General features: G+C 65.9%; 13 protein-coding genes. 5 read left to right on the top strand and 8 right to left on the bottom strand.

Annotation, left to right across the window (positions count from 1 at the left end; all coding sequences use genetic code 11):
* Positions 1 to 219: 219 nt before the first annotated feature.
* Together aceA and BLIN9172_RS18100 are read right to left on the bottom strand one after the other, a co-directional pair.
* Entirely contained in the window at positions 220 to 1530 is a 1311-nt protein-coding gene (gene aceA, locus BLIN9172_RS09115) for an isocitrate lyase (protein WP_101554785.1), read from the bottom strand.
* Positions 1523 to 1831 (bottom strand): hypothetical protein, encoded by a 309-nt coding sequence (locus BLIN9172_RS18100; RefSeq protein ID WP_170286870.1) that lies wholly within the window; start codon positions 1829 to 1831, stop codon positions 1523 to 1525. Before BLIN9172_RS18100 ends, aceA begins: the two co-directional genes overlap by 8 nt.
* On the opposite strand from BLIN9172_RS18100, the gene BLIN9172_RS09110 reads away from it, so the two are divergent.
* Positions 1808 to 3163, top strand: a complete 1356-nt coding sequence (locus BLIN9172_RS09110) for an ImmA/IrrE family metallo-endopeptidase (RefSeq protein ID WP_308297806.1) — start codon at positions 1808 to 1810, stop codon at positions 3161 to 3163. The genes BLIN9172_RS18100 and BLIN9172_RS09110 overlap by 24 nt on opposite strands.
* A 93-nt stretch (positions 3164 to 3256) precedes the next feature.
* Here BLIN9172_RS09110 and BLIN9172_RS09105 read toward each other — a convergent pair whose 3' ends face one another.
* Positions 3257 to 4510, bottom strand: a complete 1254-nt coding sequence (locus tag BLIN9172_RS09105) for an alpha/beta hydrolase (protein WP_145997944.1) — start codon at positions 4508 to 4510, stop codon at positions 3257 to 3259.
* A 35-nt stretch (positions 4511 to 4545) separates the two neighbouring features.
* The gene (locus BLIN9172_RS09100) at positions 4546 to 6198 is read right to left on the bottom strand and encodes an FAD-dependent oxidoreductase (RefSeq protein WP_240812002.1); all 1653 of its coding nucleotides are present in this window, start codon (positions 6196 to 6198) and stop codon (positions 4546 to 4548) included.
* Between the two features lie 37 nt (positions 6199 to 6235).
* On the opposite strand from BLIN9172_RS09100, the gene BLIN9172_RS09095 reads away from it, so the two are divergent.
* Together BLIN9172_RS09095 and BLIN9172_RS09090 are read left to right on the top strand one after the other, a co-directional pair.
* Positions 6236 to 7588: a site-specific DNA-methyltransferase gene (locus BLIN9172_RS09095; RefSeq protein ID WP_101554782.1), complete on the top strand. Its 1353-nt coding sequence runs from the start codon at positions 6236 to 6238 to the stop codon at positions 7586 to 7588.
* A gap of 320 nt (positions 7589 to 7908) precedes the next feature.
* Complete coding sequence (locus BLIN9172_RS09090; protein WP_101554781.1) at positions 7909 to 8205, top strand: antibiotic biosynthesis monooxygenase family protein; 297 nt, start codon at positions 7909 to 7911, stop codon at positions 8203 to 8205.
* 117 nt (positions 8206 to 8322) lie between these two features.
* Here the strand turns inward: BLIN9172_RS09090 and BLIN9172_RS09085 are convergent, their stop codons facing one another.
* Positions 8323 to 9060 (bottom strand): potassium channel family protein, encoded by a 738-nt coding sequence (locus BLIN9172_RS09085; protein ID WP_101554780.1) that lies wholly within the window; start codon positions 9058 to 9060, stop codon positions 8323 to 8325.
* 27 nt (positions 9061 to 9087) lie between these two features.
* The gene (locus BLIN9172_RS09080; protein WP_170286874.1) at positions 9088 to 10422 is read right to left on the bottom strand and encodes a TrkH family potassium uptake protein; all 1335 of its coding nucleotides are present in this window, start codon (positions 10420 to 10422) and stop codon (positions 9088 to 9090) included.
* Between the two features lie 169 nt (positions 10423 to 10591).
* Here BLIN9172_RS09080 and BLIN9172_RS09075 point away from each other — a divergent pair, with 169 nt between their 5' ends.
* Positions 10592 to 12046, top strand: a complete 1455-nt coding sequence (locus tag BLIN9172_RS09075; protein WP_101554779.1) for an APC family permease — start codon at positions 10592 to 10594, stop codon at positions 12044 to 12046.
* Between the two features lie 234 nt (positions 12047 to 12280).
* Here the strand turns inward: BLIN9172_RS09075 and BLIN9172_RS09070 are convergent, their stop codons facing one another.
* Entirely contained in the window at positions 12281 to 13585 is a 1305-nt protein-coding gene (locus tag BLIN9172_RS09070; protein ID WP_180956959.1) for a glycine cleavage T C-terminal barrel domain-containing protein, read from the bottom strand.
* Between the two features lie 144 nt (positions 13586 to 13729).
* On the opposite strand from BLIN9172_RS09070, the gene BLIN9172_RS09065 reads away from it, so the two are divergent.
* Complete coding sequence (locus BLIN9172_RS09065; RefSeq protein WP_101554777.1) at positions 13730 to 14590, top strand: methylenetetrahydrofolate reductase; 861 nt, start codon at positions 13730 to 13732, stop codon at positions 14588 to 14590.
* 115 nt (positions 14591 to 14705) lie between these two features.
* Here BLIN9172_RS09065 and BLIN9172_RS09060 read toward each other — a convergent pair whose 3' ends face one another.
* Positions 14706 to 15455, bottom strand: coding sequence for an IclR family transcriptional regulator (locus tag BLIN9172_RS09060; protein WP_101554830.1), 750 nt, complete (start codon positions 15453 to 15455; stop codon positions 14706 to 14708).
* Positions 15456 to 15517: the final 62 nt, after the last annotated feature.

The raw sequence follows: 15517 nt of genomic DNA, 5'->3' as shown, positions 1-15517 counted from the left end.
TGTGTGCCTGGAATGTGCGGCTGGTGCTGTGGGGGATCCTCGCCGAGGCGGCTGCCCCGTGTTCGTGAGCGTTCCCGTGGGATCGTGGCGGGGTTTCGATGCGTCTGTGGTGTGACGGAGCGGATCGACAATGTGAACCCCGTGAAAACACTGCCGATCCGCCCCGGGTTCTGGGTGGGTTCATCCCCGCTGGTCAGCGGGGCGAAAACCCGGTGCGGCTCACTGGAACTGAGCGGTTTCGGTGGAGCCGGCCAGCGCGGTGGTCGACGACTCGGGGTTGAGTGCAGTCGACACCAGATCGAAGTAGCCGGTGCCCACCTCACGCTGGTGGCGGGTCGCGGTGTATCCGCGCTCCTCGGCAGCGAACTCGCGCTCCTGCAGGTCGACGTAGGCCTTCATCTGCTCGCGGGCGTAGCCGTGGGCCAGATCGAACATCGAGTAGTTCAGAGCGTGGAAGCCGGCCAGGGTGATGAACTGGAACTTGTAGCCCATGGCTCCGAGCTCGCGCTGGAACTTCGCGATGGTGGCATCGTCGAGGTGCTTGCGCCAGTTGAACGACGGCGAGCAGTTGTAGGACAGCATCTGGTCCGGGTACTCGGCGTGGATCGCCTCGGCGAACTGCTTGGCTGCTTCGAGGTCAGGTGTGGAGGTCTCCATCCACAGCATGTCCGCGTAGGGAGCGAACGACAGTCCGCGTGCGATGCCTGCTTCGATGCCGTTGCGAACCTTGTAGAAGCCTTCGGCGGTGCGCTCACCGGTGACGAACTGCTGGTCGCGCTCGTCGATGTCCGAGGTCATCAGCGTGGCTGCCTCGGCGTCGGTGCGGGCGATGACGAGGCTGGGCACGTTCTCGACGTCGGCCGCGAGGCGGGCGGCGTTGAGCGTGCGGATGTGCTGCGAGGTCGGGACGAGGACCTTGCCGCCGAGGTGGCCGCACTTCTTCTCGGAACCGAGCTGATCCTCGAAGTGCACACCGGCAGCGCCGGCTGCGATCATCGACCGCATGAGTTCGTAGACGTTGATCGAGCCGCCGAAGCCCGCTTCCGCGTCGGCGACGATCGGAGCGAACCAGTCGTCGACCTGCTTGTTGCCTTCCGAGGTCTCGATCTGGTCGGCGCGCATCAGAGCGTTGTTGATGCGGCGGACGACCTGCGGCACCGAGTTGGCCGGGTAGATGGACTGGTCGGGGTAGGTCTGGCCGGCGGCGTTCGCGTCGGCGGCGACCTGCCAGCCGGAGAGGTAGATGGCGTTGAGGCCGGCCTTGACCTGCTCGACTGCCTGGTTGCCGGTCAGCGCGCCGAGGGCGTTGACGTAGTCACCGGAGTGGATGTCGCCGGCGGTGATCTGGTTCCAGAGGCGCTCGGCTCCGTGACGGGCCAGCGTGTGCTCCTCGATCAGCGAACCGCGCAGTTTGACGACATCCTCGGGCTCGTAGTCGCGAGCGATTCCCGACCAGCGGGCGTTGGTGGCCCATTCGCGGCGGATGGCTTCAGCATCGTGCAAGCTGTTCTGCGTGGTGTTCTCAGTCATTGTCCTTCTCTTTCTCGATCTCTCGGGGTTGTTGATGTATCCAGTCTGCGGGGGCCGCAAGCGCTCTCGCATTGTTTTTTCGGATGAATAATCTCGATATTTCCGGTTTCAGAAATTTCGCGGTTCTGTCATACTGTTTCTCAATCGTGTGAACCAGCCCACAGAATCCAAGGGAGGCACTTTGAACAGCGTTGGCGCGGAAGTTGAGAGCGAAGAGCAGCAGACCGACCCGCTCAGCATCGGCAGAAGAATCCGATTTTTTCGCAAGAAGCGCGGTTTGACCCTCAACGAGCTGGGGCACGAAGTGGGGCGTGCGGCGTCCCAGATCTCGACGATCGAGAACGGCAAGCGAGAAACTTCTGTCACGCTCTTGGCCGCGATTGCGAAGGCGCTGAAGACGGATGTCTCCGAGCTCATCGACCCCGCTCCGATCGACGAGCGCCAGGCGCTCGAGCTCGAAGCCGAACGCAATCAGGCCTCCCCTATGTACTCCTCCCTCGGACTGCCTCAGGTGCGGATCAAGTCCCTGCCGGCGGATGCCCTCGAGGCGATCGTGGGTCTTCAGCGGCAGCTCGGCGAGGCTCTGGAACGGCGTGCGGCCACCCCGGAGGAGGCACGGCGGGCCAACCGGGAGCTGCGGGATCGGATGAGGGAGAAGAACAACTACTTCGCCGACCTCGAGGCCACCGCCGCGGAACTGCTCGACCTCGTCGGCTACGAATCCGGAACGGTGTCACAGCGGCAGACAGCGCTCATCGCCGAGAAGCTCGGTTTCAGCCTCCATTACGTCTCCGACCTGCCAGAATCGACTCGGTCGATCTCGGACACCGCGAACAAGCGCCTGTATCTGCCCAATGCCGATGCCGCTTTCGATCCGCGGTCGCACCTGCTCATGAGCCTGGCTCCGCATGTCCTCGGCTATGACTCCCCGAAGGACTTCCACGAGTTCCTCCAGCAGCGCGTCGAGGCCAACTATCTGGCTGCCGCGATCCTGCTGCCCGAGTCCGCGGCCGTGCCGATGCTCGAGGAGGAGAAGAAGAAGCGGGTGCTCTCCGTCGAGCATCTGCGCGATATGTTCGGCGTCGGCTACGAGATGGCTGCCCACCGGTTCACGAACCTCGCCACCGAGCACCTCGGCCTGCCCGTGCACTTCATGAAGGTCCACAATTCCGGCACGATCCACAAGGCGTACTCGAACGACGGACTGCCGTTCCCCACCGATCCGCTCGGTGCGATCGAGGGACAGTTCGCATGCAAGCGCTTCACCTCGCGCACCGTCTTCCGCGTCGCCGACCGCTTCAGCCCGTACTACCAGTACACCGATACCCCGCACGGATCGTTCTGGTGCACAGCCCGCGTGCTGCCTGGCGGCGACTTCGCCATCAGCGTCGGCGTCCCGTTCTCCCACGTCCGCTGGTTCGAGGGTCGGGAGTCACCGATCCGCTCGCAGTCCGGATGCCCGGATCCGTCCTGCTGCCGGCAGGCCCCGGACGATCTGGCCGAGAAATGGGAGGATCAGGCGCTGCCGTCGGCCCGCATGCACGCCTCGCTGCTGGCCGCGGTTCCGCCCGGTGCCGTGCCCGGAGTCGACGACACCGAGGTCTACGAGTTCCTCGAACGCCATTCCGGCTGATCGTCGACAGAGATCGACGGCACAGGAATCCCACGCCGAGACGGCTCCCCCCCACTCCGGGCGCCCCGTGACCGAGGCCGGTGAGCGTTCGGATCATTCCGCCAGGACTTCGGCCAGGCGGACGAGCATGAGTTCGCGCCACCACAGGTATTCGTGCCCGCCCACAAACGGTCGAGACACGATATCGATGCCGCGAGCGGCGAACTCCTCGGTGGCCTCGGCGACCGAGTCTGCAATGACCGTCTCCAGGGTCCCGTGGTCGACACGGAATGTCGGATGCGCGACGGCCTCGAGGGGCTCCGACTCGTGGGACTCCGACTCCCCGTCAGTGCCGTCAGATCTGTCGTCGGATCGGCTCGGCCCGAGGTCCCAGATCCGGCTTCCCTGGTCGTCGGATTCCCAGAACGACGGTGAGAGGCAGATCCCGCGGAATGCTTCCGGGTGCCGCAGGGAGAAGAAGGCCGCGGCCAGTCCGCCATATGAGGCGCCCGCGACGATCGTCCGCGCTTTGACGTCCGGCGCGGTCCGACGGACGAGCGCGAGGACATCGTCGCAGAACCGCGGATTCATCACGAGGTCGTCGGCGCGCTGGCCGACGGCCGCGTCCTCATCGGGGCCGCCCTCCCCGACGGGAGCGTGGTCGATGGCGATGACCGCTGACGGCGGGGACACCAGCTCGTCGATCGCCTCGAGCAGTCCCCCGCGGATGAACCGCTCCCCGTCGAAGACGATGAGCACCGGCGCCGAGGCGGGACCTCGCTGCGGTCGGTGGATCCAGGTCCACCTCGGTGAGGAACCGAGGGTGATGACCTGTTCGTCGACGTCGGACCGCCCTTCCTCCTCCCTTCCGCTCGTGCCAGCGCCCGCTCTGGCTCCACCGGTCCAGTTCAAGGGCCGGGCATCGGGTGCGGCGAGTTCGAGGACCTGTTTTCGACGCATGTCCGTGACCGTGCGCAGGCCGTGATCACCGGTGGGAACGAAACCCTTCGCGAGGACATCGAGCCAGGTCGGACGGTCGGCGACCTGGAGTCCTCGCGGCACGGGCAGGAAGCGCAACGCCCCGCGATACCCCCGCGGAACCGCCAGTTCGATCGAATACCGCGTCGCGCCGGCACCGTCGACACTGTCGCCGCCCTCGTCCCCGGCCGGGCGTCGGACCATGATTCCGCCCGGCACATTCCGTCTGTTCGTGACGCCGTTGAGGTCGACGAAGATCTCCTGTCCGTCCTCGGGAGCCGCCTCGGCGGGAATGGATGAGGCCGGAAGATCCACCTGCAGCGTCCAGCTTTCGTCAGGACCGTTTTCGATCCACGTACACAGCGCGGGGACTTGCCGATTTTCGCTCACGAGCAGTATCCCTTTCACAGGATGGCAGGTTGGCCTCAACGGGCCGAGTTCTCGAAGGCCCGATCGACGATCGTCTCGGCGATCGCCAGCGCCGAGGTGGCCGCCCACTTCGGCACGGACCTGACCATGGTCAGCCTGCCGCGCCTGGTCACAGTGAGTTCGTCGACGAGTCCGCCGTCGGCGGTCATCGCCTGAGCGCGGACTCCGCGGGTCCCGGGGACCACCGTGGTCGGGTCGAGCTCGGGGACGAAGCGGCGGATTCCGTCGACGAATGCGGTCCTGCTCACCAGCGGCCTGGCTCCGCGGGCCGCTGTCTTCGCTGTCTGGGCGGCGAACTTCCAGAATCCCTTGGATCTGGCGGTCGAGCTGATATCGGCGAGGTCGAATCCGTGGCGGTCGTAGGTTTCGCGGCCGAGGGCCACGAAGGTGTTCGGTCCGAGGATGATCCCATCGTCGAGTCCGCGGACGATCGAGGTTTCGGTGAAGGGGGCCTGCGGGTCGGGAACGGAGCCGATGATGCCGCGGACCACCTCGGTGCCGGTGGGGGCGTCTGTATCGGCAGCAGGGATCCGATAGAAGTCGCTGGTGAAAGGCACGATCCTCGGTTCGGCATTCAGTCCCGCGGCGGTCGCGAGGCGATCGGCCTGGAGGCCGGCGCAGACGATGACGATGTCGAAGGCACCGAGCACTTCCTCGGCTGGAGCGTCCCGGACCGAGCCGTCGCGGCGCGACTTGCTGGGTGTGTCACCAGCGCGCGATCTTGCGCCACCAGTACGCGAGCCGTCGCGGTTCGCCCACGCGTCGGAGACCTTCTGCGTCCACTCGCCGATCGTCGATTCGGCCTGTCTGAACCAGTCCTGCCCACCGAAGCGATCGCGCAGCTCGTCGCCGATGCCGATGACGGGTTCGCGGCCTTCCTCCCCGCGGTAGGTGCGCGGCCGGTCGCGGACCTGTTCGTCGCGGCTGTCATGAGCGTCGGCATTCTCCGCGCCGCGGCCGTCAGGGCCGGCCGCGCCATCGTGTTCATCCCGCTCGTCGGCAGTGCCTTCACCCCGGGCGCTATCGCCGGATTCCGAGGCTGCAGCCGCATCCCCCGCCGGCAAGTCTTCTGCCGGGACCGGGCGCCCACGCAGTCGGACTTCGTTGCTCATGGCATCGACGCCGGTGACCTCGGCGCCGAAGCGGAATGTCCCTCCGGCGCCGCGCACATCGGAGGCGAGCGCGGCGGTGAGCGCCGAGAAGTCAGCAACGGCCGCATGGGGTGAGAAGAGTCCGAGGACTCCCCTGACCGCCGGTTCGACGGCTCCGATCTCGTGGCGTTCGAGCAGTCGCGCTCCGGGGACCTCATTGTCCTTGGCACGGGCGAAGATCTCTTCGAGTCGTTCGGCTTCGTCGGTGTTCTGGGCGATGAGCAGCTGCCCGCATTCCCGGTAGGGCACGCCGGCTTCGGCCATATAGGGAATGAGCAGCTCGAGGCCCCGTCGGGTGAGCTTCGCCTCCGTCGAGCCGGGTGTCTGATCGAGTCCGGAGTCGACGATTCCGGAGGTGTGACCGCTCTGATGTGCGGCGACGGTATCGGCCTTGTCGAAAACGGTGACCTCGGCGGCGGGGAACCTCATGGTGACTTCGCGGGCGGCGGCGACACCGAGGATGCCGGCACCGACGACGGCCACTCGTGAAATACTCATACAGCAATCTTGGCACCGTTCGGGGTGAAGGAGAAGGATGACGACCGTCTTGGAGTGGCCGGGCAAGGCCGCCGCCTTCGCCCTCGGCCACCGCCTCATCGCGGATGCCGACACCGGGCCCGGGCCCGGTGAACGGGGACCCGAGCACCACCTCGGTGACTGTGATACGGAACGCGAGCCCCGCCTCGGCGAGGGTGACGAGGGACCCGAGCACCACCTCGGCGAGGGCGCCCGCCGTCCTCACCTGCGCAAGGATGACGGATCGAGCGTCGCTCCCGATCCGCGGGAGAATCTGCTCATCGTCGGGGACAATCTGCCGGCTCTGCAGGCGCTGCTGGCCACGCATCGCGGGCGGGTCAAGGTCGTCTACATCGATCCGCCGTACAACACGGGCAACGCGCACACCTACAAGGATCACGGGCACGATCACGCCAGTTGGCTGTCCTTCATGACTCCGCGGCTGCTGCTCGCGCGCGAGCTCATGCGCGACGATGGGGTGCTGTTCCTCCATCTCGACGACAAGGAGAGCGCGTGGGCGCAGCTGCTCGGGCACGAGATCTTCGGTGAGGACAATTCGCTGGGCACGCTCATCCATCAGCGGGCCAAGGGCGGGGGCAATGCGCGGTCGTTCGTGCGCGGGCACGACTATGTGCATGTCTGGGCCCGCGAGGCAAGCCGGGTCGGGCCGTTCCTCACGGAGAAGAAGTCGCCGGCGAAGCTCGAGGTCATCGACGGCAGGCGGATGCTCGTGGAAACCGATGTGCTGCGCGCCGGTTTCGGCCGGTATGCGCGCGGGTCGGAGCGGCGGCTGATGTATGAGGACATCGTCGCCGTCAAAGGCGAGAGGAAACTCGCCGAGGTGGACGCGAAGCTGGCATCGGGCGAGTACATCCTCCGGCCGTGGGGAACCGACGGCAAGCACGCGGTGGTGCGGGTGACGCCGGCGGAGAAGGCGAGTTCGAAGATGTACTCGATCATCAAGGCGCTCGGCGGGCAGAACGATCTGGAGCCGCTGGGTCTGGCGGGGGTGTTCAGCTATCCGAAGCCGGTCGAGCTGGTCAAGGCGCTCGTGGCCTCGCAGACGTTCTTCGACCCCGATGCCATCGTCCTCGACTTCTTCGCCGGATCCGGGACCACGGCGCAGGCCGTGATGGAGGCCAATTCGCGCGACGCAGGTACGCGATCATTCGTGCTCGTGCAGACCCCGGAGCCGCTGCGGTCGAAGACTGCGAAGGCCGTGGTGACGGCAGTTGGTGACGAAACAGGCCGGACCGGCGACGCCGAGTTCCCGACGATCAGCGAACTCACCGCCGAACGCATCCGCCGTGCCGCCGCAGCCCACTCCCCGGGGCTGGACTTCACCCAACTCGAGGTCGACGACGGCAAGTAGTGGGCCGCCCTACCCACCAGCCGGACACCTGAACACGACTCAGGCCAGCAGGAGCACCGTTCGCACCGCGAGTTCCGGACGATGCGTGACGGTTTTCGGGCGCTGCCTCCGCACGAATCGTCCGAAACTCGGCACAGATACAGGCACAGGCAGGGTTCGCGCGCCCAGATACCCAGATACTAGACCCCTGCACGACATCGGTTCTGAGACTCTGCGAGCGACCAAGCGGACTTCGCAGACAGCATTCGGGTCGGAGTCGTAGGCTCGAGGTGAGCCAGCCGCTCACCGACAACCACTGCCTCTGATGAGAAGGAGCAACAATGTCAGTCGTCGCCATCAACGCGCTCTCCGTTCCCGAACCAGCTCGCGCGGAACTGGAAAAGCGCTTCGCGCAGCGCAAGCATTCGGTCGATGGGGCTCCCGGCTTCGAGGGCTTCCAACTGCTGCGCCCGGTCGCCGGCGGGGATCAGTACTTCGTCTACACCCAGTGGGCGACGAAAGAGGACTTCGAAAACTGGAAGCAGGCCCGCTCGTCCTCGCACGAATCGACCGGCAAAGCCCCTGTCTCCGAGCAGGCGAACCTCCTCGAGTTCGAGGTCGTCGACCTCGGCGACTGAAGCCCGCACCAGCGCCCGGAGCGGACGGGCCCGACTCCGGGGCCGCCTCGGCGAGGGACCCTTGAAACCTCAAGCGCCTCTTCGACGCGGTAATACCGATTGCCCGAGGACGTCGGCCTAAGCGTCGGCGTCCTTGTCCAATTCGCTGAACGCTTCGACCTTCTTCGGGCTGCCGGCCACGAGGATCTCGTCGTCGGCGTAGAGGGTGACATCCCGGTCGGCAATGTCCCAATGGCCGCCGCCGCGACGTTTGAACGCGACGATCGTGACGTCATACGCCGAGCGCAGCCCCACCGAAGCCAAAGGCACGTCGGTCGTGCGCACCGGCGGGGTGGTGCGCGCCAGGACGAAATCCTCGTCGATGGGCAGGAAGTCCGAGATATGCCCGCTGATCAGGTGGGCCAGCCGGCGACCCATATCGTTCTCGGGGCTGATGACGTTGCCGATGCCCAGCTGGTGGAGGATCTCCGCATGCGTTTCGCTGATCGCCTTCGCCCAGATGTGCCGATTGCCGAGCTTGAGGATCCGCGACGCCACGAGGATGCTCGCCTCAAGGTCGCTGCCGATGGCGATGACGACGCGGAAGACCTCGTCGATGCCCAGCTGTCGCAGCACCACCTCGTCGGTGGCATCGGCGCGGGAGGCATGGGCGAGAACGTCGGCGAACTCGGCCACGACCGATTCGTCGCGGTCGACGCCGATGACCTCGACTCCATGCTCGGCGAGTTCTCGTGCCAGTGACCCGCCGAAGCGGCCGAGCCCGATCACGGCCACCGCACCGTCCCTCGCCAGCGGCGAAGGGTCGCCGGTGAAGAACGACGCGGACCGCGCCATCCAGTTCTTCTTCTCGTTCATGGTCTCTTCCTCTCTCGCGCGGCGGCCTCAGCCGATCAGCGGGCGTTCCTTCGGCAGTTCGTAGCGGATGGGGCGCTCACGCAGCGCCAGCCCGGAGGCGACGGTCACCGGGCCGAGCCGGCCGAGCACCATGGTCAGGATGAGCACGATCTGGCTGGGACCCGACAGGCCCGCGGTGATCCCGGTCGACAGTCCGACGGCGCCGAAGCCGGAGATGACTTCGAAGAGGACCCGGCTGAGTCCGAACCTCGGGTCGACGAGCAGGATGACCATCGTCGCTGCGAGCACCCAGCCGAGCGCCAGGACGATGACCGTCGTCGCCTGTCGGTGTACGTCACGGGAGATGCGGCGACCGAAGAGGGTGACGGCGCGGCCGCCGCGGATCTCCGTCCACGTCGTGGCCGCGAGCACCGCCATCGTCGTGATCTTGACCCCGCCCGCGGTGCCGGCCGGTCCGCCGCCGATGAACATGAGGATGTCCGTGCCGAACCACGACACCGTGTGCATCTGGCTGATGTCGATGGAATTGAACCCGGCGGTGCGCGTGATCGTCGATTGGAAGGCCGCGGCCTGGATCTTCCCCCAGGAATCGAGGTGGCCCATCGTCGCTGAGTTGTTCCATTCGATCGCGGCGATGAAGACGGTTCCGCCGATGAGCAGAACCGGGGTGAGCACGACCATGATGCGCGTGGTCAGACCCCACTTCAGCGGGGTTCGGTACCGCCGGACGAGTTCGATGAGGACGGGATAGCCGAGCCCGCCGAGGATGACCGCCAGCCCGATCGGACCGCAGATGAACGGGTCGGCCACATAGTCGACGAGGTTGTCCTGACGCAGCCCGAATCCGGCGTTGTTGAACGCGGAGATCGCATGGAAGATCGCGTCCCAAAGTGCCGCCGTGACGGGTTCGTCGTAGTGGAAGAAGAACCGGCAGAACAGCACCGAGGCGACCACGAGCTCCGTCCCGACGGTCAGTGCCGTGATGCGCAGGACGAGCGGCTTGACGCCGCCGATCGCGTCGCTCTTCGTCTCCGAGGCCACGGACTGGCGCAGCCGCAGGCCGGCTTTTCCGGCCAGCAGCAGGGCGAGCAGTGCGGTGAGCAGGAGCACCCCGAGGCCGCCGGCCTGGACGAGGCAGACGATGACGATCTGACCGAAGAGCGTGAAATCCTGACCGGTGTCGAGGACGACGAGTCCGGTGACGCTGAGCGCCGAGGTGGCTGTGAAGAGCGCCTTGAGCAGTGAGATGCCGCCGTCGGCGACGGTGGCCGCCGGGGTCATGAGCAGAGTGGTTCCGGTGACCAGTGCTGCCGTGTAGCCCGCGATGACGCGGACGATCGCCGCGCGATGTGAGCTGTGCACCTGACGAAATGTAGCACCATCGCAACGGTTCAGCGTCCCGGGCAGACAACTCACCGGTAACGGTCAGAATCCTGCTACTCTGCCTTATCGGAGCTGCCGTGATTCGGCTCACGCCGGCGGCACGGCCCAGTATCTGTTCGTCCGTCCACACAGAAGTCTCGAGGTACCCATGAGTCAATCGCAGGCAGCACCAACGGATCGAGGCCACGGCTTCGTCAAAGCCCTCGGCTCGCTCGATGCGCTCTTCATCGGATTCGGCGCGATGATCGGTTTCGGCTGGGTCGTGCTCACCGGCGAATGGCTGTCCGGCGCCGGCACCTTGGGCGCCATCCTCGCCTTCGTCGTCGGCGGCATCATCATGTGTTTCGTCGGCACCGTGTACTCCGAACTCGTGGCCGCCATGCCGCACGCCGGCGGTGAGCACAACTACCTGATCCGGGCGTTGGGACCGCAGGTGTCCCTCTTCGGTTCATGGGCGATCACCGGCGGCTACATCAGCGTCGTCATGTTCGAAGCCGTCGCCGTACCGAAGACCGCCCTCTACCTCTTCCCGAACCTCGAGTTCGTCAAACTGTGGACGATCGCCGACTTCGATGTGTACCTGACCTGGGCGCTCGTCGGCACTGTCACTGCGATCATCATCTCCTGGATCAACATCCGCGGCGTGAAGATCGCCTCCCTCGCCCAGACCTTCGTCGTCTCCTTCCTCATCATCGTCGCCCTCATGCTCCTGGCCGGTGGCTTCACCGGCGGCGAGGCCGCGAACACCCAACCGCTGTTCACCGGCGGCGGATCCGGCTTCATCGCCGTCGTCGCGGTCGTGCCGTTCCTCTTCGTCGGCTTCGATGTCATCCCGCAGTCGGCGGAGGAGATCAACCTGCCGCCGGCGAAGATCGGCAAGCTCGTCGTCGTCTCGGTGCTCATGGCGATCACCTTCTACGTCATCGTCATCGGGATGACGTCTCTGGCGATGCCCGCCTCCGACCTGGCCACACATGACCTCGTCACTGCGGATGCGCTGGCGGCCATGTTCAATTCCGCCGTCTGGGGCAAGATCGTCATCGCCGGTGGCCTGGCAGGCATCATCACCTCGTGGAACGCGTTCCTCATGGGCTCGTCTCGCCTGATGTGGGCGATGGCCGTGGCCGGCATGATCCCGGCCTGGTTCGGCAAGCTCCACCCGCGCTACCGCACTCCGGTCAACGCGATCCTCTTCATCGGGGCATTGTCAGCCCTCGCGCCGTTCCTCGGCTCGGCGGCGCTGGGCTGGATCGTCGATGCGGGGTCGCCTGCGATCGTCATCGCCTACTTCCTCGTCAGCGTCGCCTTCCTGGTCCTGCGCAAGCGCGAACCGGCGATGGACCGACCGCTGCGCATCGGAGGCAAGGGCAACTCCGGTTTCGCCATCGGTGTCATCGCGGCCGTGCTCACGCTCGTCCTCTTCGTTCTCTACCTGCCGATCACCCCGGTCTCCGCGCAGCTCGCCTGGCAGTCGTGGGCGATGTTCGGCCTGTGGCTGCTCATCGGAATCGTCTTCATGTTCCGCCTGCCGCGCGGAGTCAAGGCCGGCCCGAACGCCGAGAACGAACTGCTCGCCAAGGTCAAGGCGCTGCGCGGGAAGTGATCGCGGGCGTCCGGCTGGCCCAGGCGCATCCGTCACCGCCAGTCGCACTTCGCACGATTGCGAGCACCCCTCACCGTCAGCAACAGATCACCCCTTTGCATCGGGGCGAGCCGTCACTGACGGTGAGGGGTGCTCTGCTGACTGCAGGAACAGCCGCTGCGGGTGAGGGATGCGAACGCGGCCGCCGGCTCGAAGCAACGGCGACCGCGCTCGGTCTCGGGAGCGGGAGTCGACTCAGACGGCGGCGTCGAGGCCGCGCATCTTCAGACGCTCACGCTGGTTGGGGTTGACGCTCGGGCGGAACGGCATCTCGACCACCTCGGCGCGAACCGGGACTCCGGGAGCATCGGCGAACGGCTCCGGCAGATGCACCCAGTACTCGGTGCCGAGCTCGGTTGCCGACACCGGAACGTGCGCCATGGCGATATTTGCTTCGAGTTCCGGCGAACACCACGGCGAGGTCACATACCCGACGGCCTCGCCATCAGCCGCGGCGGAGACGAGCCAGAAGTCCGGCGCGTAGTCCGTGATCGGTTTGCCGCCGATCAGCAGACCCACCAGCTGTGTGCGATACGGCGGGGTACCGGCCTCGATGAGATCGCGCACCTCCTCGAGGCGGGCCTTGCCGATATAGTCGGCCTCCTTCTTCCGCGGCACCTGATAGGACAGGTTGACCTGGAATGGGAGTGTCTCGAAGTCCATGTCCTGTCCCCACGAGAGGATGCCCGCGGCGATCCTGCGGTGGTGGCTGGGGGCGACGACCTTGAGGTTGTACGGCGCGCCGGCGTCGAGGACGGCGTTCCACATATCCTCGGCGTACTTCGTCGCATCCTTCAGGTAGATCTCGTAGCCCTTCTCCCCGGTGAATCCGGTCTGGGAGATGATGACATCGCGGCCGCCGACCTGGGCTTCCATGAGTCCGTAGCTCGGCAGCGTGCGACCCTCCTCCCCGACGAGGTCGGCGATGACGTCGACGGATTTCGGGCCCTGGACCTGCACGGGTGCGACGTCGATCTCAGCGATCGTGACGTCGAACCGGCCGCCGACGTTGACCCCCTGCAGCCAGAGCATGAGGTCGGTGTCGGAGAGGCTGAACCAGAACTCGTCGATGCCGACGCGCAGCAGGATCGGATCGTTGAGGATGCCGCCGGCTTCGTTGCACAGGATGACGTAGCGGGCACGCATCACCGGGATCTTCGTCGCGTCACGGGTGATGACGAAGTTGACGAACGCCTCGGCGTCGGGACCCTTGACCTGGATCTGCCGTTCGACGGCGACGTTCCACAGGGTCACATCGTTGACGAGGGACTGATACTCGGCCATCATCCCGCCCTCATCGCGGGTGATGTAGCCACGCGGGTGGTACATCCGGTTGTAGATCGACGCCCGCCAGCAACCCTGCTGCATGGACAGTTCCCAGTACGGGGACTTGCGGACACGGGTGTCGATGAGCATTTCGACCGGGGTCGGGCCGGACTGACGTAGGTTGATCGGGACTTGCCTGTCACTTTGGTCCACTGTGGGGACGTTGTTGTCCATGATGTTCCCCCTGCTCGCACAGTTTTATATTATGGAACTCAATTCCCATATCATGGGTACAATGAGTGTAGGATCGAAGGCACCGGGACGCAAGGGACTCGCGCTTGCGAGTTTCATGAATCGACCTCCGAGAAGGAGACGAGGATGTCACAGTCAACCCTGCGCACGCTGTTGAGCACCGCCCGCTATGAAGTTCTGCCCACGGCCGGCATCGTCGAACGCATCGAGGAGTACGTCGCACCCGGGCGCGAAATCACCGTGACCGCGTCGACGGGACTGACGCTTGAGGCGACGCTGGCCACGGCCGAACAGCTCCAGGCTTTGGGATTCCGCGCCGTGCCCCACTTGGCCGCACGGATGATCCACGGCAGACCCGAGCTCACGGAGATCGTCGATCGCCTCGCCGAGGCGGCTGTGGACCGGATCTTCGTCCCCGCGGGGGACGCCACTCCCCCGGCCGGCGGGTACGTCGGAGCCCACGACCTCCTCGTCGATCTCTCTTCCATGGCCGCCCCGTTCCGCCATATCGGCGTCAGCGCCTATCCGGAATCGCACCCGATCATCCCCGATGATGTGACCGTCCAGGCGATGTGGGACAAACGCGACTACGCCACGCACCTGGTGTCGAATCTGTGCTTCGATCCGGCTCTCGTCGCCGCGTGGGTGGCCCGGGTGCGCTCGCGCAGCATCGAGCTGCCGCTGGTCCTCGGCATCGCCGGGAAGGTAGAGCTGGCGAAGCTCGCCCGCGTCGCGACGAAGATCGGGGTGGGCGAGTCCACGCGATTCCTGCGCAAGAACACGGCGACGTTCACGCGGATGGCCAAGCCCGGCGGCTACAACCCGCGGAAGTTCCTCGACAAGATCGGCCCGGTGCTCGACGACCCGGACATGGGCGTGGCCGGCCTGCACATCTATACGTTCAATCAGATCAAGGACACCGAGGTCTGGCGCCGCAAGCAGCTCGCGGCCCTCGGCGGCGCCGAAGAGGTCTCGACGGCGTGGTGAGCAGCCACCGCAGACAGATAATAGGTCGCAATCGGACACGGCCACACGAATCCAGGTCACCATCGGATACTTTCAGCGCCGAAAAGTATCCGAAAGTGACCTATTTTCGCTCTATCTACCTGTGGGTGACCTTGCGCTTGAGGGTGCGCGAGAGCAGTCCCGCCTCGTCGACGAGCATTGCGCCGAGGCGGTCGTGGTGGTCGGCGATGCGCATCGTCGGTCCGGAGATGCCCACGGCGGCGACGACGTCTCCGTCGATGCCGAACACCGGTGCCGCCAGAGCGTCGAGGCCGATCTCGAATTCTTCGTGGACGATGGCGAATCCGCGTTCGCGCACCGTGTCGAGATCGTCGGTGAGCTCCTTGCGTGAGCCCAGGGTCTTCTCGGTGCGCCGTTCGAGCCGACCTGTCGGCAGCGGGATGACGTCGTAGGCGAACATGACCTTGCCCAGAGCCGAGCAGTGCGGCGGCACCTCGACGTCGGCCCAGTTCGTGGCCCCGAGGACGAAGGTCGAGTCGACCTGTGCGACCTGGACGACTCCCTTGGGGCCCGGCATGGCGAGGTTGACGGTCTCCCCGGTCTCTTCGCTGAGGCGCTGCAGGGTCGGATCGGCCGCGGAGACCAGGTTCTCCACCCGGTCAAAGCGGGAGGCATAGGTCGCGAACAGCGATCCGCCGCGATAGAGGCCCTCACCGTCGCGTTCGACGAGACCGTTGCGCTCGAGTGCGGAGAGCAGGCGTGAGACCGTCGACCGAGCCAATTCGGTCTCGTCGACCACCTCGGTGTAGGAGATCGGTTCGTCGGATCTGACGACCAACGACAGGATCTCTGCCGCCCGGTCGATCGACTGGGTCCCATTGCTCATCGTGCTCAGCTCCGTCGGGGAAAGGGGGTCGGCGGAATCGAGGCCCACCGACCGCACTCACC

It is taken from the genome of Brevibacterium linens ATCC 9172 (genome assembly GCF_900169165.1).
GTDB classification, from domain to species: domain Bacteria; phylum Actinomycetota; class Actinomycetes; order Actinomycetales; family Brevibacteriaceae; genus Brevibacterium; species Brevibacterium linens.
The sequence above is the reverse complement of the archived record's forward strand: the minus strand, read 5'-3'. Positions and strand labels throughout refer to the sequence as shown.

Coding starts and splice junctions, on each gene's coding strand:
- aceA (WP_101554785.1), bottom strand. CDS start 1,530: ATGACTGAGAACACCACGCAGAACAGCTTGCACGATGCTGAAGCCATC.
- BLIN9172_RS09070 (WP_180956959.1), bottom strand. CDS start 13,585: ATGGACAACAACGTCCCCACAGTGGACCAAAGTGACAGGCAAGTCCCG.
- BLIN9172_RS09085 (WP_101554780.1), bottom strand. CDS start 9,060: ATGAACGAGAAGAAGAACTGGATGGCGCGGTCCGCGTCGTTCTTCACC.
- BLIN9172_RS09075 (WP_101554779.1), top strand. CDS start 10,592: ATGAGTCAATCGCAGGCAGCACCAACGGATCGAGGCCACGGCTTCGTC.
- BLIN9172_RS09100 (WP_240812002.1), bottom strand. CDS start 6,198: ATGAGTATTTCACGAGTGGCCGTCGTCGGTGCCGGCATCCTCGGTGTC.
- BLIN9172_RS09090 (WP_101554781.1), top strand. CDS start 7,909: ATGTCAGTCGTCGCCATCAACGCGCTCTCCGTTCCCGAACCAGCTCGC.
- BLIN9172_RS09065 (WP_101554777.1), top strand. CDS start 13,730: ATGTCACAGTCAACCCTGCGCACGCTGTTGAGCACCGCCCGCTATGAA.
- BLIN9172_RS09095 (WP_101554782.1), top strand. CDS start 6,236: ATGACGACCGTCTTGGAGTGGCCGGGCAAGGCCGCCGCCTTCGCCCTC.
- BLIN9172_RS09060 (WP_101554830.1), bottom strand. CDS start 15,455: ATGAGCAATGGGACCCAGTCGATCGACCGGGCGGCAGAGATCCTGTCG.